Here is an 18966-nt window from a genome sequence, read left to right as displayed (position 1 = left end):
TTTTTGCAAAACCAATGTTTGCTCTTTAATAATATTATTTTGTAGAGAAATCTCTATGCTCTTTCTTTTGTAAGTCCTCTGGAGACAATGATTTGAAATAATCGTATACGATTTTTAAACCTTCTGTTCTATGTACTTTTGGCTCCCAACCTAAAATTTCTTTTGCTTTGGTAATATCTGGCTGACGTTGGGTAGGGTCATCTTGTGGTAGCGGTTTATAAATCACCTTTTGTTTGGTTCCTGTTAAAGTGATAATTTCTTCTGCAAATTCCTTAATCGAGGTTTCATGGGGATTTCCAATATTAATAGGGTCTGTATAATCGCTAAATAATAAACGGTATATTCCCTCTACCTGATCATCGATATAACAAAATGATCTACTCTGAGAGCCATCACCAAAAACAGTTAAATCTTCTCCTCTTAGAGCCTGACCCATAAACGCAGGAACAACCCTACCATCATTTAAACGCATTCTAGACCCATAGGTATTAAAAATACGAACGATACGAGTATCAAGTCCGTGATGTCTATGATAAGCCATTGTAATGGACTCCATGAAGCGTTTAGCTTCATCATAAACCCCACGAGGACCTATAGGATTTACATTACCAAAATATTCCTCATTTTGAGGGTGAACTAATGGATCACCATAAACTTCAGAAGTTGAAGCTACCAAAATTCTAGCGCCCTTTTCTTTTGCTAAACCTAACAAGTTTAATGTACCTAAAGATCCAACTTTCAAAGTTTTAATAGGAATTTTTAAATAATCTATGGGACTTGCAGGTGAAGCAAAGTGAAGTATATAGTCTAATTTTCCGGATACGTGAACAAACTTAGTAACATCATGATGATAAAACTCGAAATTCTGTAAAGGAAAAAGATGAGCGATGTTATTAAGGTCACCTGTTATTAGATTATCCATCCCTATTACATGAAATCCTTCAGCAATAAAACGATCACAAAGATGAGATCCTAGAAAACCAGCAGCACCTGTAATTAATATTTTTTTCATATTTTCTATTATACCCCTCTTGAAAATAAAACAGTCGTTACAGTTTTAAATACAATACGTAAATCTAGAGTAATTGATCTGTTTTTAATATAATATAAATCATACTCTAACTTCTTTATTGAATCTTCTAAATTTTCCCCATATTTATACTTCACCTGAGCCCAACCAGTAATACCTGGTTTTATCAAATGGCGTGTACCATAAAAAGGAACTAATGAATTTAATTGGTTTACAAATACTTTACGTTCAGGTCGCGGTCCGATAAACTGCATATCTCCTTTTATTACCGACAATATCTGAGGTAATTCATCAATTCTAAATATTCTTAATATCCGACCAAAAGGGGTTATTCTAGCATCATTTTTTACAGCCATTTTAGCTCCTTCCTTTTCTGCATTAACCACCATCGATCTAAACTTGTAAATTTTAAACTCATTACCGTGAAGCCCTACTCTTTTCTGTGTATAAAACAAAGGCCCTCTATTGAAGAAAATATTTAAAATAAAAACGAATGGTATACATAACACCAAGACAAGGCCAACAATTAATGAAAGAATAAAATTAACTAAGAAACTAAAAATAGTATGCAAGTATCTAATTTTTCTATTTCTAAATTGTAATATTTCATAAAAACTATCATTATGAGATTGTATTGGCAAGGCTTCATAAGTGTTTTCGTAAAATGATGTATACGATATTACTTCTTTACCTTTAAGAATGGATCTCAAAAGAATTTTTTCTAAATCATCTGGAAATTCGCTATAATTCTTAATATTAACAATCCACGAATCTACTTTTTCAGATGCCACTAGAAACTTCTTTTTTACTTCGCTATGCTGGTTTAAGTTATAAGTTAACTTTACTTTATAAAAAGTTTCAACATCTTCTCCATCAATAGATGAAGTGACTTCTCTAAAATGTTTTTCAGTTTCTTTATCATATATTAACAACACATTACGTGTTGTAGGTATCACCCTAAAAACATTAACAAAAAATAATCTCCATAGAGCTATTTCAATTGGTGTTAGTATAAGAAAAACCAACAATGGTATTCTCCAAAAGCTAGTATCAAAAAATAAAACCGAAAAAAGAAAAACTATAAAAACAAACAATGCAGTAATATACAAAGCCTGAGATACTACATACTTTCTTTTTAAGGTTCTTTGTAGGTTGTATAAATCTAAGATATAGGAAAGGGTTAAAAATGACACAACGCCAAATAATGTAACAATAATCTTTAGTTTTAAAGATACGTACTTAACATCTATAGCATTATTAACAAATAAGTTGAGGCTTGCCAATATAACTATTAAATCTCCTACTAATAGAATGAATTTACGTTCTATTGAATTTAGTATAGTAGGTTTAGCCATTGAAATAAATTTATCTTTTGTAAAGTTACAAGAGTAAAAGTAATACTATATTACAATTAAGCATTTACTTTATTATTCCGGGCTAATAAATAAAATAATATTATAAAAAAACAAAAATAAGTTAACCCATAAGCACGGCTTAAAAAGTTTTCCGTAAACAAAATCAATGCAATTAACACAAAAATATTTAAAAACAAAGGATTCTTACTTCCCCATGCTTTTTTAAAAAGCATCCCAAAAGAATATAAAAAGCTTATTAAACCAATTATCCCAGTAGTTCCTAAAATAAATAAATAAAAATTATGAGTGTTAAGATTTTTTTTAGTAAAATCTGGAGAGTTTAATCCTTGATAACATAAATGTAATTCATCTTGTAAATCCCCAACCCCTAAACCTAAAAGAGGATGACTTGTAATTAACTCAAAACTACAAGAGTAGACAGCCAAACGCATTGCTGTTGAAGATAATCTTCTATTATTCTCGGTTGATTGAAAACCATATTGAAAAATTTCAGAAATTCTATATTTCAAAAAAGGTACTTGATAAACTACTATTGTACTAATACAAGCAACTACTAAAAGTACTAGAATCTTTTGCCATAGTTTTTTTTTATTAAAAATAAAAAAAACAACAATGGACATAATCAAAATGGAAAATACTACTCCTCTAGAAAAGATTAAAAGAAGACCAACTATAAAAAGTATGATTAGAATGATACTCCAATAATTTTTAGTCATTCTATAAAAAGAAAATAAAATAAAAATAGCAGCAGAAAAATACATTGAAATATAGGTGCTATGTAAATCTAAGAAAGAGGTTGCTAACAATTTATCTCTAACGGAATGACTATGAAAATCATCAATAGTGAAAAATGCTAAATATAAAACGTATACTAACAGCAAAAATGTTGAAAAGACAAATACTTTTAGTATCGCCCTACCCTTTTCTATATTCAAACTATAATTTCCAGAAAGAATAAAGACAATCAAAGGAAACACCAGCAACGGTAGCATTCGACCTAATGTTTTTATTCCCACTTCTATGTTAGAACTATAAAATATAGAAAAGCAAAGAATTAAATAGAATCCAGACAAGATTAATAATCCTTTGACATTTATGTGTCTATTTTTTTGTGAACTAACACAAAAATAAAATAAGAACGTAACTAATAAAAATATAGTTATAATACTTATAAAAACATAAGGTAAAACAGGAAAAAACGCCAATAATATAAGATTCCAATATCTTAAATCAATATCTTTTGATAATACTTTGTACATACTAAAATTAAGTAGATTTCCTAAAATCTCGCTCTTTAAGAAGTTTATAAAGTCTTGAAGGTAATATTCCCAAAATTACCGGTACAATAAGGTATATTCTTTTATAAAAAGGTAAATGAAGATTTTTATAACCATAATATCTAATTTTTAAATCAGTCATTCTATATTTCCAGGATTTTCTACTGTGGTAGCTATCATTAACCCTATACTTTAAAAGAAATTCAGGCAAATTATACATCTTAATATTTTTAGCAGCACATCTTAACCACAAATCATAATCCTGTACTACTTTATATTCTTCATTATAAAAACCTAACTCTTGAAGTTTATTTTTTCTAAATACAACAGTAGGGTGACAAATAGGATTAATTATATGAATTAACTTATTAATTTCTGAATTAGCTATCGGCACAGTCCTATCTGAAATAATATTGCCCTCTTCATCAATATCTTTACAAAAAGACCCTAATACATCTATATCAGGATTGTTTTCTAAAAAGATAATTTGCTTTTCAAAACGATCTTTTAAAGAAATATCATCAGCATCCATTCTTGCTATAAATTCATATTTAGCTAAATTAATAGCTTTATTAAGATTTATAGTCAACCCCAAATTAGTTGAATTATTTATAATTACTATTCTATTGTCGATTAGACCGTATTTATTAATAATTTCAAGGGAAGAATCACTAGAACAATCATTGATTATTATAAATTCAAAATGTCGATAAGTTTGTTGTAGAATACTTTCAATTGATTCAGACAAATACTTTTCCGCATTGTAAACGGACATTATAACTGATATCATTGATTAATAATTTTTGTAACATCTAACTCATAAAGACCTCTAACTCCCTCATGTACAGAATCAACAGTTATCTTATTGCCACACTCGTTAAACCTAGGATGTAAATCACACCTAAATTCACCAATAAATTTCATAGGAGAAAAAAAACGACCAATATTATATACTTTATTAGAACTTATGTTATACAGTAATATAGAACTCATTCTTGATTTATCAGGATATGTATCAGTTAACATCCAATCCGAATCAGAGGAAAAACTTGGATGACCATCTTCATTCAAGAGACCATCTGCAAATGGAAAAAATTCTGTGCTTTTATCTTTTAGCAAAAAGTATTTATCTCCAAAATTATTTTTTGTCATCCATCCCACAATTTCATCATTATTTTTCCATGTACAATGAGACACCATTCCATCATTTGAAAGAAGGTAGAGATCAGTTCCATCCACATTAGCTGTAATTAATCGAGATTTTTTTACACCCTCATCTGAAAACCATCTATGGTGGAACATAAATCGTTCACCAGATGGTGAAATATCTATATGATTAACTTTATGCCAAGCATTCTCCATACTTTCGTCTTTATGGAATTCTAGCAAACTCTTAAAACTTACGATAAGCTTTGTTTCATGACTATCCAAGTCAATTAATGAAATCCCATCGTTAAAATTTAGCTTAGCGACTTCTTCAAAGTTCTCACAAAAGTAACCGTAATCAGGTCTTAACTTTGCAAGCCTATTAAAATTTAAGGTTAAAGCTATATTCTTTCCTTTATGAACAGAATAAATAGGATGATTAATAATCACTTCTTTTTTGTTCAGAATATTAATAATTTTGGCTTTATAACCTGTATTGTCATGAAAATTATGAGCAATTTCAGATTCTGAAAGCCATGTCAACATCGCCCCTTGCTGCCAATTCCACGATGTGGTCGATGATATTTTATTGTCATTAACATAAATATCTAACTCTGTACAATTATTTCTTTTTTTTTCTTTTCCTTTTATTAATGCGTGATAACTATAATTATCTCCAGAATTTGGTGACTTATCATAATAACCCCAAAAACCTGACATTCCGTCTTTGGAAATTTTTTTTAAAAAAACCTTATCATGAATTTTGAAACTATATTGTTGCTTATATAGTATAAATGTAAAATGTTGATATAAGTATTTAAGCTTTTCTTTTAATTTAGGAAATCTATTTAAAATTTTAGCAATATATCTTTCTTTTGAGTTGAATTTGGACATTAATTTAAGTTTAAATAAACATTCTGATAATTATCTGTCATATTTTGAGCATTTAATGAATTTAAAATAATATTATAAGAAGATTCCGAAAATAATCCATAGTCACCTGCAACTAATTCTTGAAATTTAATATCAAAATTATCTTGATTTACACTTACACCTGCATGTTTATTGATATCCAATATCTCTAAATGAGAAGGAATATCACTTAACATTACAGGCAATTTAGCAGCCATTGCTTCCATTACTGTATTTGGAAGCCCTTCCGATTTTGAAAGTGATATAAAATAATCAGATGCAAATAAATAAGATATTACATTACTTACATTACCCTTAATTAAGATGTTACTTTCTTTTAAAGCTTGACAAGCATTCATTAAAAAACCATCACCTAATACCAAAAGACAAAATTCATCTCGAATTTTAACTTCTGTAAATTTTCGTATAGTTTCCAAAGGATTTTTTCTAGGAATTAAGCTACCGATAAAAATAAAAATTTTTTTATCCAATGGTAATTGTAATTTCTTACGTAATTCCAATTTGTCACATTTTGTAGAAAACTCAGAAAAATCAACACCATTTTGAACATAGTCAACTTTAAAATCGATTCGTTCTTTAAAAATAATGGAAAGCGACTTAGAACAAGTTACAACGTTAACTATTTTTTTAATTATCATAACATGATAATATGCCATAAGCTTCCCTTTAAATATTCCATATTTCATGGGATAATCATCGAAAGGAAAATTATGTAGCGTAGCTATATGTTTTGCTTTAATACCTAAACGACAAACTAAAGCATCTGGCCTAAGACCATGGCTATGAATTATGTCAATGTTATTTTCCTTAAAGAAAAGTTTTATTTCCTTCTTATTTTTTATTAAACCTGCAAGTCTACCATTACTTAATTCATGTGTAGTAACACCTAATAAATTAAAGTCGTTAATAGAATTACTATCATTTCCAGTAGTTTTTGATAAGGAGATAACGTAAACATTAAATTTTCCCTTATCCAAAAACTTAGCAATATTATAAACAATATTTATAGGACCTGATTTTTTAAATGAAGAAATCACAAAACAAATATTTTTCATACGATATAATTAAAAATACAACATATACTCTTCTCCAAGTCTCTTATATACATTTATATAAAACAATAAAATGAAAAAAATGAAATATAAAATTTTCATCATCAATTTATTTTTAAATAATAAAACAAAGCTTGGTAAAATAATTATCTCGACTGTGGCAAAAAGAGTGGATAGCCTCGATGATAAGATAGCAAAATCATTAAAAATGAATAACAACAACAAGCTAACCAATAACATATTTCTAATGGTGTAATAATGTGGTTGTCTATTTTTTAATTGGTTTTCAAACAACATAAAAGTAAGAAAAACTATTACCTGATAAAGTACAATAAGGCTAAATAAATTACCACTTTCTGACAAGTAACCACTGACATAGGAAGCCGAAGAAGGCACATATTTAATTATAAGTTCACCAATAATTTGTTTAATTTTTATAAATGAAATACAAAAAGATAATATAAGTGCAAGAATTAATTTCTTATTAGAAATAGAATTTTTTATTATATAATTATTTATGTAATAAAAAGGGATGATCAATAAGGCTGTTTTATGAAAAGAGGCGGCCATTAATATTAAAAGATAAAAAGGTAAAACATCTCTTTTACTAATAAATTTTATGCTGTAAAGAACAATTGCCAGTGCTACACCTGCCCTAATTTGATTTAAGTCTCTAAGAAAAAAGAAACGCAAAAAGTATAAAGACAGTCCCAAATAGAAGTAAGTAGTATAATTTTTAAGCGATTTGAATATAAAAATCAATGACATACAACCAATAACAAAAAAATGAAATACATGGTTGTTAATTATCTTTTTATTTAAAAATTCCACGGTCAAATATCCTGGCTCATGTCTACTATAAACGAAGTTTTTTAATAGTGAATTAATAGAATCCGCAGAATCATAAAAATATGCGATGTATACCTCGGTATCATTTTTAATATCTCCTCTAAATGTAATTAGGCTTAATAAAAAAAGAAAAGAGAAGATTATGAAAATTAAATTGAAATATTTTCTGATAGTCCTATCCTCGGTAAGAATACTAAAACAAAAAAGACTAAAAAGAAAAAGTAAATAAAGAATCAATATATTATTTTTTGGTTAGTAAGCCCATTATTCTATAATTAAAACTTTTAAATCCAGGGACACAAAATCTATAAATACAAAAACAAACAATAAAATTTATTGTACTTAAACTAATCATTAAAAAAATCAATTCTTTAAAATCATGAACTTTAAAGTCAATTAAATTCATTGAAATATAATTCAGATAAAATACGACCAATAATATTAAAAAATGTAGGATAGTTGATTTAAAATAACTTATAAGGTTATCATTAAAATAAGAATAAGCAATCCTAGGTATCCACCAAAAGTTGGATGAAAAGTGACCAATAGTTGTTCCTATTAGAACACCAAAAATCCCAAAATCTTCAACTAACAATAATGAAATTATAATATTCACGCTACTTTCCATAACGGAACCAACTATTCTTTTTTTAAAATCTCCTTTAGCATTTACAAAAGATGTAGAAACTTGAATTGAAGTTATGTATATAAAATTCAATAGTAATAAGGCGAGTATTTCACCTTTAAGTACAAAAGACTCTCCTAACCATAAAATAATTATATAATCAAAAGTAAAAAATAAAACTATAGTAATTATAGTTGCTAAAAACCAATTAATACTTCGAAGCTCTCCATATAAATTCTTTATTTTCTCTAAATTATTTTCATTAATAAGTGCTCCCAAACTAGGTGTCAATTGCTTAAAAACACTTGAAAAAAATAAAGAGGCGAATGTAAAAAGTAAAATATAATTACTATAAAGAGTTACTGTTTCTAAATCTTTAAATATTCCAAGAATGATTAGATCAGTCTGAAAAACAATTAGAATTAACACTTTATCAATTAAAACGAATTTATTTTCCTTAAATAATTCAGGTTTATAATAATCTTTTTTAGTAACTCTAAATCCTTTGTACCTAGACTTATAAAGTTTAAATAAAATTAAATAATAAATAAGTTCAAATACAAAAGATATAACTAATAATAATATATAATTTGGATAGTAAAAGAGGATTGCGATTCTAACTAAACAATCAATAGTTTTAAAAACGTTCTTAATGATATTGACAATATATCCTTTTTGATCTGCGTGGAAAACTAGTAAGGGTATGGAAAAAAAGTAAGACAACGAAGTTGCACTTGTCATAATCCAAAAGCTAACATAGATAAAATAGTTATCAAAAATATTTACACTCGTGAATATTAATGGTAATAAAAAGGAAAAAACTAAAGTAAATAAGAGAAATATAATACCATATTTCCTAAATTTAATACTAGCAGTGTATATTAATGCTTTTGTTGTTTCTATATCTTCGTTAGCAAAGGTTTTATAAAGATTAAATAAGAGTACCCCTCCTATACCTGCTTCTATTAGATTAAAATAATTTAGTATTTGAATATACAAACTATTTAGTCCATTTATTTCTATACCTAAGACTTCTATATAATATTTGGTAACTATAAATTGAACTAGTGCTAATATTATCTGAAAAAAAATTCCAGAGAAAACATTTTTAAATGCTCTTTGTGTTTTCATCATTTTCTCTAGTTAGAGATACCTATATTCAAACTAGATGCATTTAATTCATTTATTAAATGAACTTTACATTTTAAAACATTATCAACTTGAATTAAATATTTTTCTTTATTTAAGTTAAACTTATTTAAAAATAAAATTAAACTTTCCAAACTATCAAACATATATCCTATATCTCCATATATCTCAAACATATTTTCAAAGAAAGTATTACGTATGCAAAATATAGGTAAACCATAATTGATAGCATCATAAAAAGTACCACTAACTATCTCTTCAATAAATTCCTTTTTGTGCAAAATGATGGAAAAAGTCTTATTTAAAATAGAATTCTCGAACTGATACTGTCTTTGGTTACTACTCTTACAATAAACGGTTAAATCTGAACCTATGTAATTCAACGGCGTCATTGGACCAATACCGTACCATTTTATATGAGAATTATTAGTAGCTATAATCACTTTTTTCAAGGTCTCAATTCCCTTATTACTATTTATTACTCCCAATTTGATTAAAGATATTTCCTGTTCTTCTAATCTCCTTTGAACAAGGTTGTCAAAATCGAATTCTTTAAAATTATAGTAAAAAGGCCAAACTGTAATGGATTTTTCAATATGAGGAAATGTATTTACAATTTTACTTTTCTTAGAATCAGAAAAAACAATAATATTTTCATTATGTTTTAGGGTTTCAAGAAAATCAAAATATTTTAGATAGTTCTTTTCAAGAAAATATTTCACCCTATTATATCCATGTTTAAAGGTTTTATTTAAAATAGAACTATGGTCCTTTTTAGATGAACCTAATGGGTTTAAATACTCTTTAGATGATCTATCATTAAAAGCTCGATGAAAAACATATAAAACTCTGTATTCAACCTCTAAATTTCGTATAAAATAAATAATTTTAGGTGTTGTCTGTAGAAATATGATGGTAATATTATTCTCCTCTTTCGATAATAACAACTTTTTTAAATTCCTATGAAATAAATCTATGTAACTATAATTTGCTATAAACTCTCCAAGCTTTGATTTACTTTCATCATTAGAAAGTTCAACAAAATTGACTTTCCTATTGTATACTTTATCCTTTATTTTTTTTACATTACTTTGATATGACATATAAGTAATGTTTTCAGCAACAAAATTATTAAGGATCGATGCATTAAAATTTAAGTGATTAAGATTGACTCTTGGTTGAATAAATATATAATTCACTTTTATTTTAAATTTATTTTTTCAATCCAATCATACATTTCTACAATACCTGTATCCTTATCTATCTTGGGCTTCCAATTAAAATCTTTTTCAGCCTTCAAAATATCCGCAACAAAAACTTTTTGATCAGATTCTCTCCAAGGTTTTTGAATGTATTCCATTTCTATTCCTAATTTTTCCTCTAAAACACCAAATAATTCCAACAGTGAAAAACTGTTATCCATTCCACCACCAATATTATAAGCTTTTCCTTTAGTTGTCCCAATATTTTCAATTGCTAAATTATAACAATTAATTAGGTCATCTCCATATAAAACATCCCTGACTTGCTTACCAGTTCCTGAGATTGTAAATTTCTCCTTTTGTAGATTGTTCTTAATTTCAAACGCCTTTTGACAAAACCAACCAACCCAACCTTGATCATATGTAGAAAATTGTCGTCCGCCAAATATAGAAGAATGTCTAAAGACTATTGTTTTTAAATTAAATATTCTTGAATAGTCCAACATATATTGATCAGCCGCTCCTTTTGAACAACCATAGGGTGAACGAAAATCCAATGGAATCAGTTCTGAGAAGCCTGTCGGATAATCTTTAGCTATATATCGCGTTTCCAATTCCGTATATTCAATATGCTCTAAATCACCATACACTTTATTTGTAGAAGAAAAGCATACTATTGAATCAGGTGAGTACTTTCTCACACTCTCTAATACGTTAAGAGTTCCTTTCACATTGATTTCAAAATCTAGATAAGGATTCTCTATGGATGTAGTCATAGCAACTTGACCTGCAAAATGAAATATGACATCCGGCTTATAAAATTGGATTACTTTCTCAATTTCATAAATATTACGCACATCACCCTTGATAAAATTTAAATTTTTATTTAAACTAGACAGCCATTTTAAATTTTCTTCAGTACCAAAACGAAAAAAATTATCAAATACTATAACTTCATGACCATCTCTAAGTTTTGCAGCAGCCATATTACTTCCAAGAAAACCACAACCACCATTTATTAAATATATCATACTATTTTAGCTTAAAATTTTTTGTACTCCTTCTTCTAAATTAATTTCTGGTTTCCATCCAAGTCTCAACAATTCTGTAATATCCAAAATTGGTTCCATAATTTCTCCTTCTCTGTAAGAGATAATCCCAAATTTTAAACGAGGAACAACTTTTAACTCCGTTCGGTTTTCAATTTGTTTGGCAATAGATAAAATAACTTCCTTAACAGATATAAACTTATTTGTCCCTAAATCAAACTCGCTAAATCCCTTTAAGTTATCAACATTTTTTAAAATAATATCAAAAGCATTTACCACGTCATCTATGTATATAAAATCTCTTTTTTGGATGCCAGAAGTAAGATTTATCTCATCATCATCATTTAACATTCTATCAATTAACCAAGGTATAAATTTCATGTCGTCATCTAAAGGGCCATACATATGCTCAGGTTTTATATTAATTACCTTAATATCCTTTGAATATTTTATTAACCACTCTCTAAATTGAGCTTTAGAAAGACTATAATTATTTATATTTTTTGGCAGTAAAGTATCTGTATTAATAAAAGCACTTACATTATTGATTATGGCTTCCTGCAATAATTGAATACCAAATAAAATATTTGTTTCTATTAAGGTACTCATTTTAATATTCTTCCTATCATAAGCACAAGCTGTATGTACAATAATATTAGGTTTAAAATCTTCAAATACTTTTTTCAAAGAGACTTTATCAATATCATATAATTTAACTTTTGGTGTTAAATGTTCAATTCTATAAGTATTGGATGTAGATCTTTTTAAAACTCCAACTTTATGTCCTTTAGCCACAAAACTTTTAAGTAGGTGACTTCCTAAAAAACCAGTACCTCCAGTGAGTAGAATTGTCTCCATTTATTAAAAATTTAATCCGAAAAATTCTTCCAATTTTTCCGCTATAAATTCAAAATGTTCTTCATTTAATCCTGGATAAATACCGACCCAAAAGGTTTGATTCATAGTTATATCAGTATTCGTTAATTCACCTACTATGCGATATTCAATATCCTTGAAATAAGGTTGTTTAGTTAAATTACCTGCAAATAACAATCTTGATCCTATTTTATTATCGTCTAAATAACGTAGTAAGTCTACTCTGCTAACGCCACTTTCTTCTTTTAGAGTAATCGGAAATCCAAACCAAGATGGATTACTGTTAGTAGTGGCTACAGGAAGGTGTAAAAAATCAGTCAATGATTGTAATCGATTGTGTAAATATTTAAAATTTTCTCGTCTAGAATCTATGAATCCTTGAGCTTTATCAACTTGTGCCAAACCACAAGCAGCTTGCATATCTGTAATTTTTAAATTATATCCTGAATGTGAATACACATATTTATGATCATAACCATATGGCAAATCTCCATGTTGTTGTTCAAACCTACAACCACAGGTATTATCACAACCTGGAGCACAATAACAATCTCTTCCCCAATCTCTAAATGATTCTGCAATCATTTTCAATTCAGAGTTATTAGTGAATACTGCACCACCTTCACCCATAGTAATATGGTGCGCTGGATAAAAACTTAATGTTGCTATATCACCAAATGTCCCACATAGTTTTCCGTCATAAGTAGCTCCTAAAGCATCGCAAGTATCTTCGACCAACCATAATTTATACTTATCACATATTTCTTTTACTTTTTTAAGGTTAAAAGGGTTTCCCAAGGTATGTGCTAACATGATGGCTTTTGTTTTAGGAGTAATTGCAGCCTCAATCAAATCTGCATTAATATTATGGGTATCTAGGTCTACATCAACAAAAACTGGAATAGCACCAAATTGAACTATAGGATTAACTGTAGTTGGAAAACCAGCAGCAACACCAATAACTTCATCACCTTTTTTTATAGCTCTTTCACCTAATTTGGAGGAAGTTAAGGTAGAGAAAGCCACTAAATTGGCTGATGACCCCGAGTTTACAGATAAGCAGTGCTTAACCCCCAAAAACTCCGCAAGTTTTTTTTCAAATTTTTCATTAAATCGACCCGTAGTCAACCAACCGTCTAATGACGCTTCAACCATATTTAAAAGCTCTTCCTTTCCAAGAACCTTACCGGAAGGTGGAATTACAGAGGTACCTGGTTCAAATGCTATAGGTTTATATTTTTCAATAGCAAATTTTTCTACAAGCGTTGCTATTTCTTGTCTTAAAAGTTCTGATTTGGATATTGTTTTTTCCATTTTACTATTTTAAATATTCTTTTATTTCCATTAAACAATGTTCTTGCATGTTTTCTGAAGACAACCATTTCTGATGCCAATCTATAATTAAACCTGTAGTATACTCAAGACCCCATTTAGGTTGCCATTTAAGTTTCTTTTTTGCCTTTGAACAATCAAGTTTTAAAAAATTGGCCTCATGAGGGTTGTTGTTACTATCTAGCTTCCAATTCGCGCCTTTTCCCCAACTACTAACCATTTTATCTAAAATCCAGCTAACAGGCTTACAATCCTCATCCGAAGGACCAAAGTTCCATCCTTCTGCAAACTCATTGCCTTTCTCAAAAAGAGCTTGGGCAAGAACTAAATAACCTGCTAGTGGCTCTAAAACATGTTGCCAAGGTCTAGTGGATAAAGGGTTTCTAATTACAACAGGTTCATTTTTTTCGAATGCTCTTAAAATATCTGGTATTAATCGATCTTCTGCCCAATCACCACCACCTATAACATTTCCTGCTCTAGCAGAAGCTACAAATGCACTGTCACTCGTATTAAAAAAAGAGTTTCTATATGCAGCGGTTACCAATTCGGCACATCCTTTACTACTACTATAAGGGTCGTGACCTCCCATTGGTTCATTTTCTCTATAGCCCCATTCCCACTCTTTGTTTTCGTAACACTTATCTGTAGTTACTGAAACTATAGCTTTTAAGTTAGTACAACTTCTTGCCGACTCTAATACGTTAACCGTACCCATAACGTTAGTAGCATAGGTATCAACTGGCTGAGCATAAGATAGTCTTACCAACGGTTGCGCCGCCATATGAATTAGAATATCTGGGTTGAATTCTACCATACTTTTTTTTAAATCACTCAAATTTCTAATATCTCCAAAATTTGAATCAATTAAAGCATCAATTTTTACTTCATTAAAAAGTGAAGGAATAGTGTTTGGAGCAAGTGCATATCCTTTAACTTCTGCTCCCATAGAATTCAACCATATGGATAGCCAACCTCCTTTAAATCCAGTATGACCAGTTAAAAAAACCTTTTTATTCTTCCAAAATAATGAATCGACTTTTCCTTCTACTCTTCCGTCCATAATTTCCATGGTGCTTTATTTGAATCCCACAAGTTTTCTAGATGGTTCTTATCTCTTAAAGTATCCATCGGTTGCCAAAAACCAGTATGCTTATAAGCCATTAGTTGACTATCAACAGCCAAGTTTTTCAAAGGCTCTTGCTCCCAAACAGACTCATCTCCATCAATTCTGTCAATAACCTTTGGTGAGAGAACAAAGAATCCGCCATTTATTAATGCTCCATCACCTCTTGGTTTTTCCTGAAATTTATTTACCTGACCATCAACTATTTCTAAAGCACCAAATCTACCTGGAGGGAAAGTCGCTGTCAGGGTAGCATCTTTGCCATGAGATTTATGGAACTCAATTAAAGAGTGTATGTCTATATCGGCTACACCATCTCCATAAGTAAAACAAAATGTTTCTTCATTTTCAAGGTATTTCTTAACGCGTTTTAATCGCCCTCCAGTCATCGATTTATCACCTGTGTCAACTAAAGTTATCGTCCAAGGTTCTGCTCTTTTTTCATGAACCATCATTTTGTTGTCTTTCATATTAAAGGTAACATCTGATTGATGCAAAAAATAGTTTGCAAAATATTCCTTTATTACATAACCTTTGTATCCACAACAAATTATAAAATCATTAATACCATAATAGGAATATATTTTCATTATATGCCATAAAATAGGCTTACCTCCAATTTCAACCATAGGTTTTGGTTTGGACACTGTTTCCTCACTTAATCTTGTACCTAAACCTCCGGCAAGAATTACTGCTTTCATTTTTTATTTTATTTAATTAGAACTTACAAAGGCATCAGAAAAAAAATCAGCTTCTTTAAGTCCTTTATTTATTAATAGCTCTCTCGAAGAGGCTATCATTTCATTTGACCCACAAGCAAAAACTACACAATCAGATAAATCTTTTTTAACAGTAAGGAGGGTGTCTTGAATATAACCAATGTGACCCTTCCAATTTTCATTTGGTCTTGAAACTACCTTATAAAAATTATTGCCAATTAATGGCAAGCTATCAATAAAAAGAGATTTGGCGTTTCTTCCTCCCCAGAATAACAGCACCTCATTATTATTTGTTCCTTCTGAAGCCATTTTCTCTAAAATTGACTTTATAGGTGCAATTCCTGTTCCTGTAGCTAAAAATATAATCGTTTTACACGGCTTGTTACGTAAAAAGAAAGTTCCTTGTGGACCGTGCAATCTTAATACGTCATTCTTTTTTGCTTCATTAAACCAATAATTACTCATTACCCCATTAGGATAATTTTTTATCAAAAACTCTAAATATTCGCCAGACTTTGGATTGTTTGCTATAGAATAACTTCTGCGCATGCTTCCTTTTACAATATTTACATATTGCCCTGGCAAAAAATTAAAATCAGTATTAGGTGGTAATCGAAGTTTAATATCAATTAAGTCCTCTGTAATATGATTTATCTCTTGAATTTTAGCAGGAAAAGTTTTTGCCCTACTAAGTAGTACATTTCCTAAATCCTCTATATCCAGCATTAAATCGCTTAATGGCTTAACATTACACGAAAGAACATAACCTTGTCTTTTTTCCTCGTTAGAAAGTATGTTATCTTGAAAGATATCTTCTGTTTCACCTTGATTTACTCTTACTAAGCAGCTTCTACATCTAGCAGTCTTACAGCTATGCTCCAATACAATTTTTGATTCTATAGCAGATTCTAATATCGATTTATCAGCATCACTAAGAAAGCTTTTACCATTTTTAAGACTAACCTTAAACATTTAATAAATATTAATAATTTTGATAAAAATCTAAAAAGTTAACGAACTTAAATAATTTTAAGACTCTATTATCTGAAAATTTTTAACACACTATATTTTGGTCTCCTAGCAAAAGTACGATAATTCTTATCCTTAATGAATGCCACTTTGTTGAGTAATTCATTTTTATTTAAAATACTTTCGGCAAAATCATACCATGTCATAGCTTCACCATCTGTAAAATGGTAAATACCATATTCATTTTTTTGCAAGCGAATCAATTTTAATATATATTCCGCCAAATTATTTGCATTCGTAGGACAGCCTGTCTGACTATCTGTTACCGAAAGATTCTCTCCTACCTTAGCTTTTTTCAAGATAGAAGTATAAAAATTTTTTCCAAATTCAGAATACAACCAAGATGTTCTGATAATACAATAATTGTCTATTATCTCTTGAATATGCTTTTCACCTAGTAATTTAGATTTACCATATTCATTAATTGGGTTAGGCACATCCTTTACGGTATACGGTTCATCCTTTTCACCATCAAATACATAATCCGTAGAAATATGTATTAAAAATGTATCATATTCCCTACATATTAAAGCCAGATTTTTAACCCCTTCCGCATTTACCTTAAAAGCTATTTCAGGTGTTTTTTCTGCCTGTTCAACGTTTGTATAGGCAGCACAGTTTATACAGTAATTAAAATCTTCTATTGCAAATAAAGAATTCATTTGCTCTTTATGTGTAATATCTAACTCCTTGGAACTCTTAAACACAAAAGCTAAGTCCTTATTGTTTGGAGCAATTTTCTGTAAACACTGTCCTAGCTGACCATTGGCCCCTGTAACTAATACCTTCTTCATTGCATAATTTTTTTGAAAGTCGGTAATAACAAGTCTTTTTCTGACACAATTAATTCTGATAAAGGAAAACCCCAATCTATTGCTAAGTCAGAATCATTATATAATATGCCCGACTCTTTACCAGGGTTATAATAGTTATCACATAAATAATTGAACACCACTTGATCGGTAAGAGTTAAAAAACCATGAGCCATACCTTTTGGAATAAAAATACTTTTTCTATTTTCCTCCGATAAATTAACCTTAATGTGTTGACCAAATGATGCGCTATCTGACCTAACATCAACGATAACATCGACTACGCTGCCATTTTGAACCGAAACTAACTTTGCTTGCGCGCTATCTCCTGTTTGAAAATGTAAGCCTCTTAAAACTCCTTTCTTAGAGATAGATGTGTTCTCTTGTACAAAATCTACTTCATACCCTAAAACACTTTCAAGTTTCTTTTTTTTAAAGACTTCAAAAAAGATACCTCTATTATCTTCAAAAATTTGAGGCTCTAGAATTAAGCAGCCTTTCAATTTTGTTTCGGTTATTTTCATTTAATCAAATTCATTAAATATTCGCCATAACCGCTCTTTAACAAAGGTTTTGCTAGTTTTTCAAGTTGCTTTGCATCAATAAAGCCCTGAGTAAAAGCTACTTCTTCTATACAACCTATTTTTAATCCTTGTCGTTCTTCAATAACCTGCACAAATTGAGAAGCTTGCATTAGAGAACTGAATGTACCGGTATCAAGCCATGCAATTCCCTTATCAAGAACACTTACTTGTAACTTTCCCTTTTCTAAATAAGCAACATTAACATCTGTAATTTCTAATTCTCCTCTACTGCTAGGTTCTATATTTTCAGCAATTTCTATTACTTCGTTATCGTAAAAGTAAATTCCAGGAATGGCGTAATTAGATTTAGGTGTTTTAGGTTTTTCAACTATTGAAATAGCTTTCCCCTTAGCATCAAACTCTACCACACCGTATCTTTTGGGGTTATTAACGTGATATCCATAAATTACACCCCCGTCTGGTTTATAATTTTCCTTTAATAATTTCTCAAGACCATTTCCATAGAAAATATTATCACCAAGTATCAATGCCACTTTGCTTGAGCCAATAAATTTTTTCCCAATAATAAATGCTTCTGCTAATCCCTTGGGTTCTGATTGAACGGCATATTCAAATCTACAACCTAACTGACTACCGTCTGAAAGTAACTTTTTAAATAAAGGTAAATCTTCGGGAGTAGTAATAATTAAAATTTCGCGAATACCTGTTGTCATTAACGTAGACAAGGGGTAGTATATCATTGGTTTATCATATATAGGCATGAGTTGCTTACTCAAAGCCTTTGTCAACGGCCATAAACGTGATCCAGTACCACCTGCAAGTATGATTCCTTTCATAAA

General features: G+C 29.4%; 18 protein-coding genes. All 18 read right to left on the bottom strand.

Annotation, left to right across the window (positions count from 1 at the left end; all coding sequences use genetic code 11):
- Positions 1-34: 34 nt before the first annotated feature.
- A complete protein-coding gene (locus tag P177_RS01030; protein ID WP_036150951.1) occupies positions 35-1012 on the bottom strand; it encodes a UDP-glucuronic acid decarboxylase family protein in 978 nt (325 codons plus the stop codon).
- A gap of 8 nt (positions 1013-1020) precedes the next feature.
- Positions 1021-2385, bottom strand: a complete 1365-nt coding sequence (locus P177_RS01025; RefSeq protein ID WP_036150948.1) for an exopolysaccharide biosynthesis polyprenyl glycosylphosphotransferase — start codon at positions 2383-2385, stop codon at positions 1021-1023.
- A gap of 56 nt (positions 2386-2441) precedes the next feature.
- On the bottom strand, positions 2442-3665 hold the full coding sequence (locus tag P177_RS01020) for an O-antigen ligase family protein (RefSeq protein ID WP_036150946.1): 1224 nt from the start codon (positions 3663-3665) through the stop codon (positions 2442-2444).
- A gap of 7 nt (positions 3666-3672) precedes the next feature.
- Positions 3673-4473 carry a glycosyltransferase gene (locus P177_RS01015; RefSeq protein WP_036150943.1) on the bottom strand — a complete coding sequence of 267 codons (801 nt, stop codon included), beginning with the start codon at positions 4471-4473 and terminating at the stop codon, positions 3673-3675.
- Positions 4470-5723 carry a hypothetical protein gene (locus P177_RS01010; RefSeq protein WP_036150941.1) on the bottom strand — a complete coding sequence of 418 codons (1254 nt, stop codon included), beginning with the start codon at positions 5721-5723 and terminating at the stop codon, positions 4470-4472. The genes P177_RS01015 and P177_RS01010 overlap by 4 nt, the downstream gene beginning before the upstream one ends.
- Complete coding sequence (locus P177_RS01005) at positions 5723-6817, bottom strand: glycosyltransferase (RefSeq protein WP_051941666.1); 1095 nt, start codon at positions 6815-6817, stop codon at positions 5723-5725. The genes P177_RS01010 and P177_RS01005 overlap by 1 nt, the downstream gene beginning before the upstream one ends.
- A 9-nt stretch (positions 6818-6826) precedes the next feature.
- Complete coding sequence (locus tag P177_RS19255; protein WP_051941665.1) at positions 6827-7900, bottom strand: EpsG family protein; 1074 nt, start codon at positions 7898-7900, stop codon at positions 6827-6829.
- Positions 7901-7904: 4 nt separating this feature from the next.
- Entirely contained in the window at positions 7905-9422 is a 1518-nt protein-coding gene (locus P177_RS00995) for an MATE family efflux transporter (protein ID WP_036150939.1), read from the bottom strand.
- A gap of 5 nt (positions 9423-9427) precedes the next feature.
- Entirely contained in the window at positions 9428-10540 is a 1113-nt protein-coding gene (locus P177_RS00990; protein WP_036150937.1) for a hypothetical protein, read from the bottom strand.
- Between the two features lie 98 nt (positions 10541-10638).
- Complete coding sequence (locus P177_RS00985) at positions 10639-11670, bottom strand: GDP-mannose 4,6-dehydratase (RefSeq protein ID WP_036150935.1); 1032 nt, start codon at positions 11668-11670, stop codon at positions 10639-10641.
- Between the two features lie 6 nt (positions 11671-11676).
- Complete coding sequence (locus P177_RS00980) at positions 11677-12546, bottom strand: NAD-dependent epimerase/dehydratase family protein (protein ID WP_036150932.1); 870 nt, start codon at positions 12544-12546, stop codon at positions 11677-11679.
- A 3-nt stretch (positions 12547-12549) separates the two neighbouring features.
- Positions 12550-13878: a lipopolysaccharide biosynthesis protein RfbH gene (gene rfbH, locus P177_RS00975; protein ID WP_036150931.1), complete on the bottom strand. Its 1329-nt coding sequence runs from the start codon at positions 13876-13878 to the stop codon at positions 12550-12552.
- A gap of 4 nt (positions 13879-13882) precedes the next feature.
- Positions 13883-14968, bottom strand: coding sequence for a CDP-glucose 4,6-dehydratase (rfbG, locus tag P177_RS00970; protein ID WP_051941664.1), 1086 nt, complete (start codon positions 14966-14968; stop codon positions 13883-13885).
- Entirely contained in the window at positions 14944-15723 is a 780-nt protein-coding gene (gene rfbF, locus P177_RS00965; RefSeq protein ID WP_036150929.1) for a glucose-1-phosphate cytidylyltransferase, read from the bottom strand. The genes rfbG and rfbF overlap by 25 nt, the downstream gene beginning before the upstream one ends.
- A 12-nt stretch (positions 15724-15735) precedes the next feature.
- Positions 15736-16713, bottom strand: coding sequence for an FAD-binding oxidoreductase (locus P177_RS00960; RefSeq protein ID WP_036150926.1), 978 nt, complete (start codon positions 16711-16713; stop codon positions 15736-15738).
- A gap of 68 nt (positions 16714-16781) precedes the next feature.
- Positions 16782-17564 carry a dTDP-4-dehydrorhamnose reductase gene (gene rfbD, locus P177_RS00955; protein ID WP_036150923.1) on the bottom strand — a complete coding sequence of 261 codons (783 nt, stop codon included), beginning with the start codon at positions 17562-17564 and terminating at the stop codon, positions 16782-16784.
- Positions 17561-18106, bottom strand: coding sequence for a dTDP-4-dehydrorhamnose 3,5-epimerase (gene rfbC / locus P177_RS00950; protein ID WP_036150920.1), 546 nt, complete (start codon positions 18104-18106; stop codon positions 17561-17563). The genes rfbD and rfbC overlap by 4 nt, the downstream gene beginning before the upstream one ends.
- Entirely contained in the window at positions 18103-18963 is an 861-nt protein-coding gene (gene rfbA / locus P177_RS00945) for a glucose-1-phosphate thymidylyltransferase RfbA (protein ID WP_036150917.1), read from the bottom strand. Before rfbA ends, rfbC begins: the two co-directional genes overlap by 4 nt.
- Positions 18964-18966: the final 3 nt, after the last annotated feature.

This window comes from Maribacter forsetii DSM 18668 (genome assembly GCF_000744105.1).
Lineage (GTDB): Bacteria > Bacteroidota > Bacteroidia > Flavobacteriales > Flavobacteriaceae > Maribacter > Maribacter forsetii.
Note: the sequence above shows the minus strand (reverse complement) of the source record. Positions and strands in the feature narration are given on the sequence as shown.

Coding starts and splice junctions, on each gene's coding strand:
- P177_RS01030 (WP_036150951.1), bottom strand. CDS start 1,012: ATGAAAAAAATATTAATTACAGGTGCTGCTGGTTTTCTAGGATCTCAT.
- P177_RS01025 (WP_036150948.1), bottom strand. CDS start 2,385: ATGGCTAAACCTACTATACTAAATTCAATAGAACGTAAATTCATTCTA.
- P177_RS01020 (WP_036150946.1), bottom strand. CDS start 3,665: ATGTACAAAGTATTATCAAAAGATATTGATTTAAGATATTGGAATCTT.
- P177_RS01015 (WP_036150943.1), bottom strand. CDS start 4,473: ATGATATCAGTTATAATGTCCGTTTACAATGCGGAAAAGTATTTGTCT.
- P177_RS01010 (WP_036150941.1), bottom strand. CDS start 5,723: ATGTCCAAATTCAACTCAAAAGAAAGATATATTGCTAAAATTTTAAAT.
- P177_RS01005 (WP_051941666.1), bottom strand. CDS start 6,817: ATGAAAAATATTTGTTTTGTGATTTCTTCATTTAAAAAATCAGGTCCT.
- P177_RS00995 (WP_036150939.1), bottom strand. CDS start 9,422: ATGATGAAAACACAAAGAGCATTTAAAAATGTTTTCTCTGGAATTTTT.
- P177_RS00990 (WP_036150937.1), bottom strand. CDS start 10,540: ATGTCATATCAAAGTAATGTAAAAAAAATAAAGGATAAAGTATACAAT.
- P177_RS00985 (WP_036150935.1), bottom strand. CDS start 11,670: ATGATATATTTAATAAATGGTGGTTGTGGTTTTCTTGGAAGTAATATG.
- P177_RS00980 (WP_036150932.1), bottom strand. CDS start 12,546: ATGGAGACAATTCTACTCACTGGAGGTACTGGTTTTTTAGGAAGTCAC.
- rfbH (WP_036150931.1), bottom strand. CDS start 13,878: ATGGAAAAAACAATATCCAAATCAGAACTTTTAAGACAAGAAATAGCA.
- rfbG (WP_051941664.1), bottom strand. CDS start 14,968: ATGGAAATTATGGACGGAAGAGTAGAAGGAAAAGTCGATTCATTATTT.
- rfbF (WP_036150929.1), bottom strand. CDS start 15,723: ATGAAAGCAGTAATTCTTGCCGGAGGTTTAGGTACAAGATTAAGTGAG.
- P177_RS00960 (WP_036150926.1), bottom strand. CDS start 16,713: ATGTTTAAGGTTAGTCTTAAAAATGGTAAAAGCTTTCTTAGTGATGCT.
- rfbD (WP_036150923.1), bottom strand. CDS start 17,564: ATGAAGAAGGTATTAGTTACAGGGGCCAATGGTCAGCTAGGACAGTGT.
- rfbC (WP_036150920.1), bottom strand. CDS start 18,106: ATGAAAATAACCGAAACAAAATTGAAAGGCTGCTTAATTCTAGAGCCT.
- rfbA (WP_036150917.1), bottom strand. CDS start 18,963: ATGAAAGGAATCATACTTGCAGGTGGTACTGGATCACGTTTATGGCCG.